The sequence below is a fragment of the Pseudomonas migulae genome (genome assembly GCF_024169315.1).
In the GTDB taxonomy this organism is placed as follows: Bacteria; Pseudomonadota; Gammaproteobacteria; order Pseudomonadales; family Pseudomonadaceae; genus Aquipseudomonas; species Aquipseudomonas migulae_B.
The window spans coordinates 3,077,556-3,093,388 of sequence record NZ_JALJWR010000001.1 but is presented as its reverse complement, the minus strand read 5'-3'; the positions used below and the strand labels follow the sequence as shown (position 1 = coordinate 3,093,388).

General features: G+C 60.8%; 17 protein-coding genes. 12 read left to right on the top strand and 5 right to left on the bottom strand.

Annotated elements, in window-relative coordinates; genetic code table 11:
- Positions 1-53: 53 nt before the first annotated feature.
- From J2Y86_RS14160 to J2Y86_RS14150, 3 genes are read left to right on the top strand one after another with little or no spacing between them, the layout of a single operon-like run.
- Complete coding sequence (locus tag J2Y86_RS14160) at positions 54-1,040, top strand: ABC transporter substrate-binding protein (protein WP_253432386.1); 987 nt, start codon at positions 54-56, stop codon at positions 1,038-1,040.
- A 9-nt stretch (positions 1,041-1,049) separates the two neighbouring features.
- On the top strand, positions 1,050-1,853 hold the full coding sequence (locus J2Y86_RS14155; RefSeq protein ID WP_253432384.1) for an ABC transporter permease: 804 nt from the start codon (positions 1,050-1,052) through the stop codon (positions 1,851-1,853).
- Complete coding sequence (locus tag J2Y86_RS14150) at positions 1,841-2,677, top strand: ABC transporter ATP-binding protein (RefSeq protein WP_253432381.1); 837 nt, start codon at positions 1,841-1,843, stop codon at positions 2,675-2,677. Before J2Y86_RS14155 ends, J2Y86_RS14150 begins: the two co-directional genes overlap by 13 nt.
- A gap of 129 nt (positions 2,678-2,806) precedes the next feature.
- Here J2Y86_RS14150 and J2Y86_RS14145 read toward each other — a convergent pair whose 3' ends face one another.
- Both J2Y86_RS14145 and J2Y86_RS14140 read right to left on the bottom strand, forming a co-directional pair.
- Positions 2,807-3,886, bottom strand: coding sequence for an endonuclease/exonuclease/phosphatase family protein (locus J2Y86_RS14145; protein ID WP_253432378.1), 1,080 nt, complete (start codon positions 3,884-3,886; stop codon positions 2,807-2,809).
- Between the two features lie 66 nt (positions 3,887-3,952).
- A complete protein-coding gene (locus J2Y86_RS14140; protein WP_253432359.1) occupies positions 3,953-4,627 on the bottom strand; it encodes a YciC family protein in 675 nt (224 codons plus the stop codon).
- Between the two features lie 178 nt (positions 4,628-4,805).
- On the opposite strand from J2Y86_RS14140, the gene J2Y86_RS14135 reads away from it, so the two are divergent.
- From J2Y86_RS14135 to J2Y86_RS14120, 4 genes are all read left to right on the top strand, one after another.
- Positions 4,806-5,561 (top strand): DUF2076 domain-containing protein, encoded by a 756-nt coding sequence (locus J2Y86_RS14135; RefSeq protein WP_253432356.1) that lies wholly within the window; start codon positions 4,806-4,808, stop codon positions 5,559-5,561.
- A gap of 266 nt (positions 5,562-5,827) precedes the next feature.
- Positions 5,828-6,307 carry a LabA-like NYN domain-containing protein gene (locus J2Y86_RS14130; protein ID WP_064675757.1) on the top strand — a complete coding sequence of 160 codons (480 nt, stop codon included), beginning with the start codon at positions 5,828-5,830 and terminating at the stop codon, positions 6,305-6,307.
- Between the two features lie 22 nt (positions 6,308-6,329).
- Positions 6,330-6,941 (top strand): 3'-5' exonuclease, encoded by a 612-nt coding sequence (locus tag J2Y86_RS14125; protein ID WP_253432353.1) that lies wholly within the window; start codon positions 6,330-6,332, stop codon positions 6,939-6,941.
- A 465-nt stretch (positions 6,942-7,406) separates the two neighbouring features.
- The gene (locus J2Y86_RS14120) at positions 7,407-7,937 is read left to right on the top strand and encodes a BRO-N domain-containing protein (RefSeq protein ID WP_253432350.1); all 531 of its coding nucleotides are present in this window, start codon (positions 7,407-7,409) and stop codon (positions 7,935-7,937) included.
- A 168-nt stretch (positions 7,938-8,105) separates the two neighbouring features.
- On the opposite strand, the gene J2Y86_RS14115 is transcribed toward J2Y86_RS14120, so the two are convergent.
- Positions 8,106-8,561 carry an Lrp/AsnC family transcriptional regulator gene (locus tag J2Y86_RS14115; protein WP_253432348.1) on the bottom strand — a complete coding sequence of 152 codons (456 nt, stop codon included), beginning with the start codon at positions 8,559-8,561 and terminating at the stop codon, positions 8,106-8,108.
- A 164-nt stretch (positions 8,562-8,725) separates the two neighbouring features.
- On the opposite strand from J2Y86_RS14115, the gene yedA reads away from it, so the two are divergent.
- On the top strand, positions 8,726-9,652 hold the full coding sequence (gene yedA / locus J2Y86_RS14110) for a drug/metabolite exporter YedA (RefSeq protein WP_253432345.1): 927 nt from the start codon (positions 8,726-8,728) through the stop codon (positions 9,650-9,652).
- 65 nt (positions 9,653-9,717) lie between these two features.
- Positions 9,718-11,052 (top strand): DEAD/DEAH box helicase, encoded by a 1,335-nt coding sequence (locus J2Y86_RS14105; protein WP_214378976.1) that lies wholly within the window; start codon positions 9,718-9,720, stop codon positions 11,050-11,052.
- Positions 11,053-11,158: 106 nt separating this feature from the next.
- On the opposite strand, the gene J2Y86_RS14100 is transcribed toward J2Y86_RS14105, so the two are convergent.
- Positions 11,159-12,400, bottom strand: a complete 1,242-nt coding sequence (locus J2Y86_RS14100) for a TIGR03862 family flavoprotein (protein WP_253432342.1) — start codon at positions 12,398-12,400, stop codon at positions 11,159-11,161.
- Positions 12,401-12,680: 280 nt separating this feature from the next.
- On the bottom strand, positions 12,681-13,601 hold the full coding sequence (locus tag J2Y86_RS14095) for a histone deacetylase family protein (protein ID WP_253432339.1): 921 nt from the start codon (positions 13,599-13,601) through the stop codon (positions 12,681-12,683).
- Positions 13,602-13,691: 90 nt separating this feature from the next.
- On the opposite strand from J2Y86_RS14095, the gene J2Y86_RS14090 reads away from it, so the two are divergent.
- The 3 genes from J2Y86_RS14090 to J2Y86_RS14080 all read left to right on the top strand — a co-directional run bounded on the left by J2Y86_RS14090 (position 13,692) and on the right by J2Y86_RS14080 (position 15,827).
- Complete coding sequence (locus tag J2Y86_RS14090; RefSeq protein ID WP_017340909.1) at positions 13,692-14,261, top strand: GNAT family N-acetyltransferase; 570 nt, start codon at positions 13,692-13,694, stop codon at positions 14,259-14,261.
- Between the two features lie 106 nt (positions 14,262-14,367).
- Positions 14,368-15,237, top strand: coding sequence for an acyl-CoA thioesterase II (tesB, locus tag J2Y86_RS14085; protein ID WP_253432336.1), 870 nt, complete (start codon positions 14,368-14,370; stop codon positions 15,235-15,237).
- Positions 15,234-15,827, top strand: a complete 594-nt coding sequence (locus J2Y86_RS14080) for an HAD family hydrolase (RefSeq protein WP_253432333.1) — start codon at positions 15,234-15,236, stop codon at positions 15,825-15,827. Before tesB ends, J2Y86_RS14080 begins: the two co-directional genes overlap by 4 nt.
- Positions 15,828-15,833: the final 6 nt, after the last annotated feature.

Genomic DNA, 15,833 nt, shown 5'->3' with positions numbered 1-15,833 from the left:
CGCTGGCCGTACTGCCCATGACAAAACTAAATCAACAGCTTTGGGAGTGCTCCATGATCAAGTCCTTGCTTACCCGCGTTGCTCATCCATTGGCGATCACCGCCATTGCCGCCACGGTCGCCACCAGCGCCCAGGCCGGCACCCTGTCCATCGGCCATACCACGTGGGTCGGTTACGGCACGCTCTACCTGGCCCAGGACCTGGGCTACTTCAAGGAAGGCGGCTTGACCGTCGAATTGCCCGTCGTCGAAGAAGCCTCGATGTACATGGCCGCGCAAGCCTCGGGCGAATTGTCCGGCTCGGCGTCGACCATCGACGAAGTACTCAAGTACCGTCCGCAATTCTGCTTCAAGGCGGTTGCGGCGCTGGATGACAGCCATGGTGGCGACGGTGTGCTGGTGGGCAAGGACGTCAAGAGCCTGCAAGAACTGAAGGGCAAGGCGGTGGCGGTGAACGAAGGTTCGACCTCGCAGTTCTGGCTGTCGTACTTGCTGAAAAAACACGGCATGAGCATGAGCGACATCACCGTGCAGAACATGACGGCTGACGATGCCGCCACCGCGTTCATTGCCGGTCGCGTGCCGGCCGCCGTGACCTGGGAACCGCACTTGTCGATGGTGCGCAGCAAGCAACAAGGCAAGGTGCTGATCGACAGCAGCAGCACGCCGGGGGTAATCGTCGACGTGGTCGCGCTCAATTGCACGGTCATCGAGAAACAGCCGGAAGACGTCAAGGCCTTGGTCGCCGGTCTGTACAAAGCGGTGCAGTACACCAAGGACCATCCGCAGGAAGCCTACAAAATCATGGCCAAGGGCGTTGGCGGTTACCTTGCCGATCCGAAGGAACTGGAAGCTGCCGCGCAAGGCGTGCGCTTCTACGATCAGGCCATGAGCGAAAAACTCCTGGGCTCGCCGGGCAAGCCGGGCGACAGCGAACCGCTGATCAAACTGGCCAACGAAACCGCCAGTGAATTGCAGGGCAAACCCTACAACGTCAGCAATGACGACCTGATCGACAACCGCTTCGTCACCCCGCTGTAGGAGGTTCGCATGTTCACGCGCAATTCATGGCTGAGCCGCTGTATCACGCCCAAGACCGGTTTGCCGGTGTCGGTGATCTGGAGCGCGAGTGGCCTGGCCTGGGTGTTGTTGGTCGGCCTTTGGGCCGGGTTGTCTTACGGCGGCGTGGTGCCGGGCATGTTCCTGCCGACACCCGGCGCGGTGGTCGAGGCCGCCGTGCGCCTGAGCCGCGACGGCACCCTCGGCCTGCATGTGTGGGCCAGCCTCGAAGTGGTGATGGTCGGTTTCATCGTGTCGTCGCTGGTGGCGGTGCCGCTGGGGTTGCTGATGGGCAGCTTTCGCATCGTCCAGGCGTTCCTTGAGCCGATGGTGAATTTCATTCGCTACCTGCCGGTGACCTCGTTCGTGCCGCTGTTCATTCTGTGGATCGGCATCGGCCTGGAGCAGCGGGTCTCGGTGATTATTTTCGGCGTGTTTTTCCAGCAACTGGTGATGATCGCGGACGTGTCCAAAGGCATCTCCAAAGACCTGATCAATGCGTCTTACACCCTGGGCTCCAACCGTCGCGATGCCGTGCTGCACGTGATCGCCCCGGCGTCGTTACCGGGCGTGCTCGACACCTTGCGCGTGACCATGGGCTGGGCCTGGACTTACCTGGTGGTCGCCGAGCTGGTCGCCGCTTCCAGTGGCCTGGGTTACCTGAGCCTCAAGGCCATGCGCGGCTTTCAAGTGGATGTGATTTTCCTGGCCATCGCGATCATCGGCCTGTTGGGCCTGGTCACCGATCAACTGTTTCGTTTCCTTCGTCTGAGGATTGCCGCATGGGCTCAGTAACCGCCGTCAACCCGCGTTTCGTCACCCCGGTGGCCACCCCGGCGCGCACCGCGCCACGCCTGCAAGTGGACAAGGTCAGCCTGCGCTATCAAAAGCCCGACGGCGGTGTGTTCACGGCACTGGATCAGGTTTCGTTCGAAGTGCCGGATCAGCAATTCGCTGTGCTGGTCGGGCCGTCGGGCTGCGGCAAGTCGAGTTTGCTGTACCTCACGGCCGGCCTGAACGAGCCCACGAGCGGCGAGATCTACGTCGGCGGTCAGCAAGTGCAGGGCCCTGGCGCGGATCGCGGCATGGTGTTCCAGAGCTATACGCTGTTCCCGTGGCTGACGGTGCGGCAGAACGTCGAGTTCGGTCTGAAACGTCGCGGCATGGCGGCGGCGCAGCGCAAGGAGATCGTCGATTATTACGTCAACGAAGTCGGCCTGACGAGCTTCGCCGACAACTACGCCAAGCAACTGTCAGGCGGCATGATGCAGCGTGTGGCGATCGCCCGGGCGTTGGCCAATGATCCGCAGATCCTGCTGATGGACGAACCCTTCGGCGCCCTCGACAGCCAGACCCGCCTGCAAATGCAGCAGTTGCTGTTAAGGGTCTGGGGCAACAGCAAGAAGACCGTGCTGTTCGTGACCCACGATATTGACGAGGCGATTTTGCTGGGTGACCGGGTTTACGTGATGGGTGCCAGGCCCGGGCGGATCAAGCAGATTCTGGACGTACCGATCGAACGCCCACGGACGCTGGACATGGTCATGGAGCGCTCGTTTATCGAGATGAAGCGCGATATTTTCGGGCTGCTGCATGATGATCTGGAGGAGGTGCATTGATGCCAGTCATGCACAAATCCCTGTGGGAGCGGGCTTGCCCGCGATAGCCGTGTGTCAGACAGCATGGATGTTGAATGTTAAACCGAATCGCGGGCAAGCCCGCTCCCACAGGTTTTGTGTACGGCGGAGCTACGGTGCGGCAGGCAGGAGAAACCGCGCAATCACCGGCAAATGATCGGAGATCCGCAAGGTATCGTCCTGCCTCACCATCGCCTCGACCCGTTTGATCCGCGGGCTGTAGAACAGGTAGTCAACGGTCCGGTCCGGGCCGTTCAAGCCCGGGTCGTTCGGGTAATGCGTCAGCCACCGTGCCCGATCGATTCCACTGGCTTCATTGTTGGTCGGGATCATCGGGTACTTGTCCCACAGCAGATGCAATGCGCTGTCGGCGGAGTAGGGCGTGCGTTGCTCGGTGGGCAGGCGTCGATATTGCCCCAGCGGCAGCAGGTTGAAGTCCCCACCGATCAGCCACGGCGTGCCTCGACTTTCGAACCGGTCGAGGACCTTGGCGACGGCGGTCACCTGGGTCTGCAGCGTGTCGTCGGGTTGAAGGACGCGGTCCAGATGGGTGTTGAGCACCGCGATCTGACCACCGTCGCTCAACGGCAGGTACGTCACCAACAATGCGTTTTTCGGATTGAACTGGCGGCTGATGAAATCGGCCGGCAGGGTTGGCAGTTGCAGGCGTTCGGCGTGTTCGATCTGGTAGCGGCTGAGGGTCGCCAGTTGCCGGCCGACGCTGCCGAAGATGTGCGGCTGCGGTACGAAATCAGCTTTCCAGTCGAAAGCAGATGCGCTGCACGGATACAGGTCGGCGACCCGTTCCTGAAGCAGTTTGAACTGGTTCTGGTAATCGCTGGCCTTGGCGCCGTCGTCAAGCTCCTGCAGCAGCACGACATCGGGCTGCTCGTCGCGAATCACCCGCGCCACTTCGTCGAGGCTGAAGGCCATGTCTTCGGGGGTGGGTTTTTCGTCGTTGCCGGCCGCCAGGTCATTCCAGAACACGTAACGTTTGCCGGCCAGGTACTGAACGTTCCAGGTCATGACTTTCAACGCCTGGCCGGGCACCAGGGTCGGGGCCTGGGCGTTGCAACTGACCGGCAACGTTTCCTTGGGCTCGGGGCGCCAGGTCAGGTTGTAGATCAGCAGGGCAATCAGGCCGAGTGCAATCAACAGGCCCAGCAGGGTGTAGCGCAGTAGACGGGTCATGGCTCGGCTTATAGCGTTACAAAAGGTGGCCCCGAGCATAACCGAGAGCTGCGCCGAAGCCCACGGTCAGAGCGGCCGGTCGATTTTCTCGGGCACGTCGCTGATCAGCATGAACATGCGGAACAACACCACGCTGGTGAACAGCTGCAAAAAGCTGTGAGCGCTGTCGATCAGCAAGGAAATCACCGGGTTCTGCGGCTCCGGGTAAATCTGGAGGGTCAAGCCCTTGAGCACCCACAACGGCCCCATCACACACAGAATGCACACCAGGATGCGCAGGAAATGGCCGCGGGTCAGGCGCAGGCTTTCTTTCATCGCCGCCAGTGGCCCCAGGCCGCGTAGCACCAGCAGGTACTCGCCGAACGCGAGGGTCACCATCAGCCAGATGCCCGGCAGGAAATACAGCGACAGGCCGATCAGGATCAGCAGGGTATTGAGCGCAGTCAAAAGGGCGAAACGCGGCCACAGGTAGGCGGCTCTCGACAGCAGGTCACGGTTGCGCGGTGATTCACCCCGGCTGCGCGCATCGAGAAACAGGATCAGCGCGGCGGTATACAGCGGATAGACCAACAAACCGACAATCACGCTGATGCCGGGAAAACTGTCCGGCTCAGTCGAGCGGTCGACCACTTGCTGCAGCAGCGCCTCGACCATCACCAGCGGCAGGCACAGCCGCACGATCTGGCCCAGATTGCGCTTGAAGAAATACAGAGAGTCACGCAGTACATCGAACGAATTCATCAGTCGGTATCGTAGGTTGAAAGCAGTGGCCCACTTTAACCGATGCAGCGCTGCGGGGCGCAAACGTAAACGTTCGGTAAAGGTCATTGAAACAACTTGTTTCAGCCTCCATTAAGGTCGAGCACCGTATCCTCCTTGGAGAAGGGCAACGATTTCCCCGGCAATCTACGAGGTCGCCATGAACAGCGAAGAACAAACCCTGATCGATGGACTGTTTTCCCGGCTGCAACAGGCCGAAACGGATTCAGCCCCGCGCGACGCCCAGGCCGAGGCGCGGATCAAGGAACACCTGACTCGCCAACCCGCGGCGGGCTACTTCATGACTCAGGCCATTCTGGTGCAAGAGGCAGCGATCAAAAGCCTCGACGCGCAGAACAAGCAACTCACCGAGCAACTCCAGCAATTGCAGGCCGAACTGCAATCGGCCAAGGCGCAGACGGCGGCTCCGGCACCGAGCAGTGGTGGCTTTTTGTCGAGTATTTTCGGCGGCAGTTCCCGTGAAACGCCTGCCCAAAGTGCACCGCCCTCCAATGGTGGCTGGCGTGAGCCGGGGCGGCAGTCGTTCAACTCGCCGCCGCCACAACAGAACTTCGGTGCAGCGCCACCGCAGCAGAATTACGCGCAGCAACAGCAACAGCAACAGCCTGTCGGTGGTGGGTTCCTCGGTGGCGCGCTGAAAACCGCAGCCGGTGTCGCGGGTGGCGTGATGCTGGCACAGGGCATCAGCAGCCTGTTCCATCACAACCAGCAGCCGGAAGTGGTTGAAGTGATCAAGGAAGAGCCGGCTCAGGTCAACGATCAGAGCGGTGACAAAGGCTGGGGCGACGATCAGCGTGTGGCTGACAACTCCGCCGATCAGGGCGGTTACGCCGACGCCGATTACAGCGATGACAGCTCATCGTTCTTTGGCGGTGACGACGATTCCTACGTCTGATTGATTTTCTGTGGCAAGGGGATTCATCCCCGCTGGGCTGCGAAGCGGCCCCCTGCGTCTGTTCAGATAAATGGAGTGGGTCGGATACACGACTGCTGCGCAGCCGAACGGGGCGGTGCGACGTTTCGCTAAATCCCCTCGCCACAGGTTGCCATTCGTCCGAGGTGCTCAGGCTCCTCGGGCCGATTATTCGCGGAACAATCCTCGAGGCTGGCATACTGGGCAACTTTCGGGCCCGGTGCCTGATTCAGCCTTGAGGAAAACCGGTGAAAAAAATTGCAGTGTTCGCCGATGTTCAAAACCTCTATTACACCGTGCGTCAGGCCTATGGTTGCCACTTCAACTACGCCGCGTTGTGGGCTGACATCAGCAAACAGGGCGAGATCGTCGAGGCCTACGCCTACGCGATCGACCGTGGCGACAGCAAACAACAGCAGTTCCAGCAGATCCTGCGCAACCTCGGTTTCACCGTGAAGCTCAAACCCTACATCCAGCGCAGCGATGGCTCGGCCAAGGGCGACTGGGACGTGGGCATCACGCTCGACATCATGGACGCGGCGGACCACGTCGACGAAGTGGTGCTGGCCTCCGGCGACGGTGATTTCGACATGCTGCTGGAACGCATCATCGCCAAGCACGGCGTGCAAGCCGTGGCCTACGGCGTGCCGGGCCTGACCGCCAACTCGCTGATCCGCGCCGCCAGCCGCTACGTGCCGATCGAAGGCGCGTTGCTGCTCAAGAATTGATTTTTACGGAGTTGAAACAGGTTTGGAACGCATAGCAGTCATCGACTTTGAAACCACCGGGATCTCCCCGAGCGGCAGCTGCCGGGCCACGGAAATCGCCGTGGTGATCCTTGAACAGGGGCGCATCGTCGAGCGTTACCAGAGCCTGATGAACGCTGGCGTGCGCGTCCCGGCCTTCATCGAACAACTCACCGGCATCAGCAACGCCATGTTGCGTACCGCACCATCGGCCGAACAGGTCATGAACGAAGTCAATGAGTTCGTCGGCACCACGCCGTTGCTGGCGCACAACGCCGCGTTCGACCAGAAGTTCTGGGACTTTGAACTGGGGCGGATCAAACGCACGCGGTTGCAGAACTTTGCCTGCTCACTGCTCCTCGCCCGCCGCCTGATGCCGGCTGCACCGAATCACAAGCTCGGTACGCTCACCACCTTCGCCAGCCTGCCCAACACCGGCAAGGCTCACCGGGCAATGGCCGATGCTGAAATGGCGGCCAACCTGACGGCGCACCTCGCGCAGGAGTTGCGGCAGAAGCACGGGTTGCGTGAGTTGTCCCATGATCTGCTGGTCAGCCTGCAGAAAGTGCCGGCGGCGAAGATCAACGAGCACCTCAAGCGCCATCGCGGGTTCTAAAAACACCACAACCTCCCTGTGGGAGCGGGCTTGCTCGCGAAAGCGGAGTGTCAGTCAACATCAATGGTGAATGACACTCCGCTTTCGCGAGCAAGCCCGCTCCCACAGGGTTGGTGTTCAATCTCAAACCTTGTGTTTAAACACGCCTAAAACTCGACGATTGATCCTACCGAAACTTAAGGATTGTCTGTCTTGCCCCCGTTCTGTGGCATCGATAACCTCTGGGACGTCGCTGCCAATTCAGCGACCGGGACTGCAAGCCCGCCGATAGTTTGGTAGACGCCTAACGGCACACCTATAATCGCGTCGCTTTATTTGTGACCATCGATTTATGGTAGCTGTGTGCGGGAGACCTTCGGGTCTGCCGGGGTTGTCTACTGACTCGGTCTTGCAGACCCGCACATAGCTGCCACCCATCATCTGCAAGTGATGCTGGCGGCTCCAACTTTCAGTAGGAAATTCGCCATGATCAAAGTTACCCCCAATCCCCCCGAAGACTCAGATCTGTCTCCTGTAGGGCAAGCAGCTGCCTGTGCCCCTCACTTCAAAGCCAAAACATTCATCCGTCACCACATCCGGCTACGAGCACTTTTACTGCACGCAGAACCCTGGTTCTGCGCCCGCGATATAGGCCGGCTAATGGGAGTGGATATAAACGGTAGATACGCACTCAAGCTCGATGCGGATCAGCGGCGGATGATGCGCTTGTCCGAAAGCGATGAAGCGCAAGAAACCTTGATGCTCAGTGAGTCAGGCGTGTACGCGATGCTGGTCTATCACTACTGCCCGGAAAACCGCCATTTGCGGCGTTGGCTGACCCACCATGTGGTGCCGATGTTGCGGGAGGAGGCGGGGCCCGTTTCGACGCAAGCGCCGCATATGCGGGCGATGGAATGGGCCGGCGGAACGCTGCGGTTGTTGCATTGGCGCAAAGAACCTTGGGTTCGTCTGCGGGATATGCCGAGTGTGTTGTCAGCCGGTTACAGCGGCGTTTGATCGATCGCTTTCGCGGGCAAGTCGGACCGCCGCACCGCTCGCTCCTACAGGACGGCATCGTACCTGTGGGAGCGGGCTTGCCCGCGATAGCGGAGTGTCAGTCGAAATCAGTGTTGTTTGACACACCGCAATCGCGGGCAAGCCCGCTCCCACAGGGTTGGTGTCGTATCAAGCTTTGCCGTTTCCTTCGATGTGCCCCAACGGCACGCGCTTCTCTATCGCGCTCGACAACACAATCGACGTCTTGCTGAACCCGAATTTGGCGATCCGGTTGATCAACTCTTCCAGCTCCGGCATCGAGCCCACCGCCGCTTGCATGATCACGCACGGATCACCCGTTACCCGATGGCATTCGGTCAGTTGCGGGATTTTGATCAGGTCGTCGTAGGCCTTCTGGTTGCCGTGCTGGTTCAGGCGCAGTTCGATGACGCACTGGATCGGCAGCCCAAGCTTGGCCATGTCGACTTTCGCCTGGTAACCGGTAATCACCCCGTTGGCTTCGAGTTTGGCCACGCGCTCGGCCACGGCCGGGGCGGACAGGTTGACCTTGCGCGCGAGGTCGGCGTAGGACGCACGACCGTTTTCCAGCAGGGCGCTGAGGAGCATGCGGTCGTATTTATCCATGGGCGATTTCCTGAAAAATGACTGACTTTCGAAAACACGGTTTATAGCGCTGATCTCCGTGATTTGAAAAGTGTACCGGCGCTATAAACAGGTTTTGTAACTTATTTTATGCGATTGGCCTTTCTAGAATAGCTGTTCATTTGCCCTTGCCTGTGAGCTGACCCATGCCTGGCCTGCGCCGTTTTCCCTTGCCGTTGATCGCTGCCTTTTTTGCGTTGTACGTGATTTGGGGCTCGACTTACCTGGTGATTCGTATCGGCGTGGAGTATTGGCCGCCCTTGCTGCTCGCCGGTATTCGCTTTGTCATTGCCGGGACCTTGATGTACGGGTTCCTGCGCTGGCGCGGGGCGCCGGCGCCGACCTGGGCGCAGTGGAAAGCGGCGGGGATCATCGGGATTTTGCTGTTGGCGTGCGGTAACGGCGGGGTCAGTGTGGCGGAGCACATGGGCGTCGCGTCCGGTGTCGCCGCGCTGGCGGTGGCGACGGTGCCGCTGTTTACCTTGCTCTGCGGATATTTCTGGGGCGCGCGTAATACCCGTCTCGAATGGGCCGGGATTGTGCTCGGGCTGATCGGCATCGCCATGCTCAACCTCGGCTCCAACCTGCAATCGAGCCCGTTGGGTGCCCTGTTGCTGATATTCGCGGCAGCTTCCTGGGCGTTTGGTTCGGTGTGGAGCAAACACCTGCCGTTGCCTCAGGGCGCGATGGCCAGTGCCGTGGAAATGCTGGTGGGAGGCGTGGTGCTGCTGATCGGCAGTGCGGTGAGCGGTGAACATCTGGAAGCCATGCCGCCGATTGAAGGTTGGGCGGCGCTGGCCTATCTGACGTTCTTCGGTTCGATCATCGCCTTCAACGCTTATATGTACCTGTTGAAAAACGTACGTCCAGCGGCGGCCACCAGTTATGCCTACGTCAACCCTGCGGTGGCGGTGTTGTTGGGGATCGTGTTTGTCGGCGAAACCATCGGTATCGAAGAAGCGTCGGCCATGTTGGTGATCATCAGTGCCGTGGTGTTGATCGGTTTGCCGCAGTGGCGTCGGGCTCCGGTAAAGCCCGCTGCCGTGGTGCAGACAGAATCGAGCGTGAATTAGGGTAAACTGCGCACCATTGCACACTTGTTCTGCACAACCGCGCTGAATTTTCCTACGGTAATCCCATGACTTTCGCCTCCCTTGGCCTGATCGAACCCTTGCTGCGCTCTCTCGAGACGCTCGGCTACCAGACCCCGACGCCGGTTCAGGCGCAAGCCATTCCGGCGGTGCTGGCCGGTCGCGACCTGATGGCCGCCGCCCAGACCGGCACCGGCAAGACCGCCGGTTTCGCGTTGCCGCTGCTGCAATTGCTGGCCATGGAAGGGCCGAAAGTCACTGCCAACTCGGTGCGCGCGCTGATCCTGGTGCCGACCCGTGAACTGGCCGAACAGGTTCACGAAGCCGTGCGTCAGTACGCCGAGAACCTGCCGTTGAGCACTTATGCGGTGTATGGCGGCGTCAGCATCAACCCGCAAATGATGAAGCTGCGCAAAGGCGTCGACTTGTTGGTAGCGACGCCGGGCCGTTTGCTCGACCTGTTCCGCCAGAACGCGCTGAAGTTCAACCAGCTGCAAACCCTGGTGCTGGACGAAGCGGATCGCATGCTCGACCTGGGCTTTTCTGAGGAGCTGGGGAACATTTACCGCGTGCTGCCGAAGAAACGTCAGACACTGCTGTTCTCCGCGACCTTCTCCGATGCGATTCGCCTGCTGGCCGGGCAGATGCTCAACGACCCGCTGAGCATCGAAGTCAGCCCGCGCAACGTTGCCGCCAACACCGTCAAACAGTGGGTGGTGACGGTGGACAAGAAGCGCAAGCCGGAGCTGTTCATCCATTTGCTGCGCAAGGGCAAGTGGAAGCAGGTGCTGGTGTTTGCCAAGACTCGCAATGGCGTGGACGCATTGGTGGAAAAACTCCAGGGCCTTGGCATCAACGCTGACGGCATCCATGGCGACAAACCGCAGGCGACCCGCCAGCGTGCGCTGGACCGATTCAAGGCCAGCGAAGTGCAGATTCTGGTCGCCACTGACGTCGCAGCCCGTGGTCTGGATATCGAAGATCTGCCGTTGGTGGTCAATTTCGACCTGCCGATCGTGGCAGAGGACTACATCCACCGCATCGGTCGTACCGGCCGTGCGGGTGCTACCGGGCAGGCTATTTCGCTGGTGTGCGCGGATGAAGTGAATTTGCTGTCGGCCATTGAGACGCTGACGCGTCAGACGTTGCCTCGGCAGATGGAACATGACTTTGAACCTGAGCACCGTGTGCCGGATACCGATGCCAGCGGTCAGGTGGTGAAGAAGCCGAAGAAACCGAAGAAGCCAAAGACGTCCAGTGGCGGTAAACGCAATTTGGGTAAATGGGTCGAGAGCGGGGATGCTTCGGCGCCAGAGCCTTCGATCAAGCCTGTGCGCAAGGTGCCGGTGTTCAATACCGGGCCGCGTAAGCGTAAGCCTTGATCCGCTTCGGCGTCTGTTAGGCCGCCTTCGCGGGCAAGCCTCGCTCCTACGGGTTAGTGGTGCCCTTGTAGGAGCGAGGCTTGCCCGCGAAGGGCGCGCCTCGGTCTCAAGACTTGCGCTTGAGCCACTCCACCATCCCCAACCCCGCCGCTCGCCCACTGGCGAAACACGCGGTCAGCAAATACCCCCCCGTCGGCGCTTCCCAATCCAGCATTTCCCCCGCGCAAAACACGCCAGGCAGTTGCTTGAGCATCAAGCGTTCATCCATCGATTCGAACATCACGCCACCGGCGCTGCTGATGGCCTCATCCAGTGGGCGGGTTTTCACCAGCGTCAGTGGCAACGCCTTGATCGCTTTGGCCAGTAATGCCGGATCGGCGAAGCATTCAGCCGGCGTCAGTTCGCGCAGCAACGCCGCTTTCACGCCATCAATCCCGAGCTGACTGTGCAGATGCTTGGACATGGAACGAGACCCGCGGGGTTTGCTCAGTGTCGCCTGTACTTTATCCACAGGCCTGCCGGGCAACAGGTCGAGATGAATCGTCGCCGAGCCGTGTTTATTGATGGCTTCACGGATGGGCGCTGACAACGCGTAGATCAAACTGCCTTCAATGCCGGTGGCGGTGATCACACATTCCCCAAGCCGCGGGACATCATCATTGAGACCGATGGCGATATTTTTCAGCGGTGCGCCGGCGAATTTACTGACCATCAATTCGCTCCAGGCCTGCACCTCGAAGCCGCAATTGCTCGGCTGCAACGGCATAAGTCCTACACCGCGCTGCTCCAGTAGCAACATCCACGTGCCGTCCGAACCGAGACGCGACCAACTGCCTCCGCCGAGGGCCAGCAGGGTGGCGTCGGGCCGAATGGTTTTTTCGCCGTCGGGGCTTCCGATGAGTAATTCACCGTTGTCGTCCCAGCCGAGCCAACGGTGGCGGGTGTGGATAACGACGCCGGCATCCCGCAACCGTTTGAGCCAGGCGCGCAACAGGGGAGCGGCTTTCATGTCGGTCGGAAACACCCGGCCGGAGCTGCCGACGAAGGTTTCGATGCCCAGGTCATGAATCCACTGGCACAGCGCGTCGGCGCCGAAGGAACGCAGCAGGGGTGCAATCTGCGGTGCGCGTTCGGCGTAGCGTGAGAGAAACGCCGGGTAGGCTTCGGAATGGGTGATGTTCATGCCGCCGACCCCGGCGAGCAGGAATTTTCGCCCCACCGATGGCATGCCGTCGTACAGGTCGACCTTGATTCCGGCCTGGCTCAACACTTCCGCCGCCATCAGGCCGGCGGGGCCGCCGCCGATGATGGCGACTTGAAGGGGGAGGGCGGTGGAAGATCGAGTCATGGAATGCGCTGCGGTTTGGCGGAATAAGCGGGGCATTCTACCGCACAGATCCAATGTGGGAGCGGGCTTGCTCGCGAAGGCGATTTAACCTTCAACATAGATGTCGTCTGGCCCACCGCTTTCGCGAGCAAGCCCGCTCCCACATTGGATCTGTGCGTGCTCGAGGGCTGATCAAAAAACAACCAGTGCTTTGCAGGCTATATGCAACATGGCCTGCAGACCCTTTCACTCAGGTTATCCACAGGCAGTTCCACAGGCATTGTGGGTAAAGACTCACACCTCAATGACAACCTGATGACGTCCACACCCGCTGCGCGCTGTGATGGAGGATTCCATGCCGGCGCGCCAAGGCCTTGCGGTCCTTGCTGTAACCGCCGCCAATCACCCCGACCACCGGAATATCCCGCCCCAGGCAATGGCGCATGACGCTTTCATCCCGAGCGGCCACGCCTTCGTCTGTCAGCTTCAGATAACCGAGCGCGTCATCCTTATGCACATCGACTCCGGCGTCATACAACACCAGGTCCGGTTGATACAGCGGCAGCAGATAGTTGAGCGCGTCGTCCACCACCTTCAGGTAATCGGCATCGCCCATGCCTTTGGGCAACGGGATGTCCCAGTCACTTTCGGCCTTGCGTGCAGGAAAGTTCTTCTCGCAGTGCAGGGAAACCGTCACCGCCTCCGGGGTGTCGTGCAGGATTCGTGCAGTCCCGTCGCCCTGATGCACGTCGCAATCGAAGATCAGCACCCGATTCACACGACCGCTTTCCAGCAGGTAATGGCTGATCACCGCCAGGTCATTGAAGATGCAGAACCCCGCCGGATAGTCGTAATGCGCGTGATGCGTGCCGCCGGCGAGGTGACAGGCCAACCCGTGTTCCAGCGCCTGCTCGGCCGCCAGCAACGAACCGCCGACCGCCCGCACCGTGCGCCGAGCCAGCGCTTCGCTCCACGGCAGGCCGAGGCGCCGCTGGTCCTCGCGGGACAACTCGCCACTCATGTAGCGTTCGATATAAGCAGCGTCATGGGCGAGGGCGAGAATCTCCGCTGGGCAGAGTTCCGGGCGCAGCAAATCGGCGTCCCGGGTCAGGCCGCTGTCCACCAGGTGATCGCGCAGCAGGCGAAACTTGTCCATCGGGAAACGGTGATCCGCCGGGAACTCGGGGCTGTAGTCTTCGTGGTAGATCAGTGGCAGCGACATGGCGGTCTTTTATCAAGTACGGCAAGCAGGAATGAAGGAAGGATCCTACCAGCGATGTAGACTTGCGGCATGGAAAGGGGGGAGTAAACGATGGAGCCGATACTGGAACTCGAGAGCGCGCGACTGCTGTTGCGGCAGTGGCGTGATGAGGATTTGCCGGCGTTTGCGGCGATGTGCGCCGATCCGCAAGTGATGCGCTATTTTCCGGCGCCCCTGAGTCGGCTGGACAGTGCTTCGCTGATCGGGCGCGTTCGCGGACATTTTGCCGAGCATGGTTTCGGCCTGTGGGCGCTGGAGCGCAAGGACACCGGCGCGTTCATCGGTTTTACCGGGTTGGGCGTGGTCGGTTTCGACGCGCCGTTTACGCCGGCCATCGAAATCGGTTGGCGCCTGGCCCGCGAGCATTGGGGCCTGGGCTATGCCAGTGAAGCGGCATGGACCGCTCTGCGCTGCGGGTTTGACCGGCTGGCGCTGAAAGAAGTGGTGTCCTTTACCAGTGAAGCTAATCTGCCTTCGCAGAAAGTCATGCAGGCAATCGGCATGCAGCATGATTCAGCCGATGACTTCGAGCACCCGAAGCTCGCGGCCGACCATCCCCTGCGGCACCATGTGTTGTACCGCATCACCCGTGAACAATGGCTGCAAACCTTGCATGGATAAGCCGGCCCGGACGTTTACAATGGCGCCAATGATGGCCCCGGCCAGAACCTGAATCGACCGCCGCAGCCAAGACTGCGCGGCATAGCGTTGTGTGAGGAGAGTCTGAATGAGCCAAGTGTTGGATGATCTGGTCGACTTGCTGACCCTGGAACCGATCGAAGAAAACCTGTTCCGTGGCCGCAGTCAGGACCTGGGTTTTCGTCAGTTGTTCGGCGGTCAGGTAATCGGTCAGTCCCTGTCGGCGGCCAGTCAGACGGTCGAAGCCGCGCGCCATGTGCATTCGATGCACGGTTATTTCCTGCGCCCGGGCGATTCGGCGTTGCCCGTGGTGTATCAGGTTGACCGGGTGCGCGACGGCGGCAGTTTCAGCACGCGCCGGGTGACGGCCATCCAGAAGGGCAACCCGATCTTCACGTGCAGCGCCTCGTTCCAGTACGACGAAAAAGGTTTCGAGCACCAGGCCGAGATGCCGGTGGTGGTCGGCCCGGAAAACCTGCCGTCGGAGCTGGAACTGACTCAGCAGCGCGCCCACCTGATTCCCGAGCACATGCGCGAAAAATTCCTGTGCCCGAAACCGATCGAGTTCCGACCGATCACCGAGAAAGATCCCTACAACCCGCAGCCGTCCGATCCGATCAAGTACGTCTGGTTTCGCGCAGACGGTGCCTTGGCCGATACCCCGGCGTTGCACAAATACCTGCTGGCCTATGCCTCGGACTTCGGTCTGCTGACCACGTCGATGCAGCCGCACGGCAAGTCGGTCTGGCAGAAAGACATGCAGGTTGCCAGCCTCGATCACGCCCTGTGGTTCCATCAGGATCTGCGCGCCGATGACTGGTTGCTCTACGCAATGGACAGCCCGTGGGCCGGCAATTCCCGTGGGTTCAGCCGTGGCAGCGTGTTCAACCGCGCCGGGCAACTGGTGGCCTCGGTCACCCAGGAAGGCCTGATTCGTCATCGCAAGGATTGGGCATGAGCCTGTCCGAGGTGCGGCACTGGGTGTTCGACATGGACGGCACCCTGACGGTGGCCGTGCATGACTTCGCGGCGATTCGCGTGGCTTTGGCGATCCCGGCCGAAGACGACATCCTGACCCACCTCGCCGCGCTGCCGGCCGATGAAGCCGCGGCCAAACACGCCTGGCTGCTGGAGCATGAGCGAGATCTGGCGCTGGGTTCGAAACCGGCGCCGGGGGCCGTCGAGTTGGTGCGTGAGTTGGCGGGGCGCGGTTATCGCCTGGGCATTCTCACGCGCAATGCGCGGGAATTGGCGCATGTCACGCTGGAGGCCATCGGCCTGGCGGACTGCTTTGCGGTGGAGGATGTGCTGGGGCGTGACGAAGCGCCGCCCAAGCCGCATCCGGGTGGTTTGTTGAAACTGGCCGAGGCCTGGAAGGTGCCGGCGAGCGAGATGGTGATGGTCGGTGATTACCGCTTTGATCTGGATTGCGGTCGGGCGGCGGGAACGCGGACGGTGTTGGTGAATCTGCCGGATAACCCATGGCCGGAATTGACCGATTGGCATGCGGCGGATTGTGTTGAGCTGAGGCAGATGCTTTTGGCTTGAGAGGCT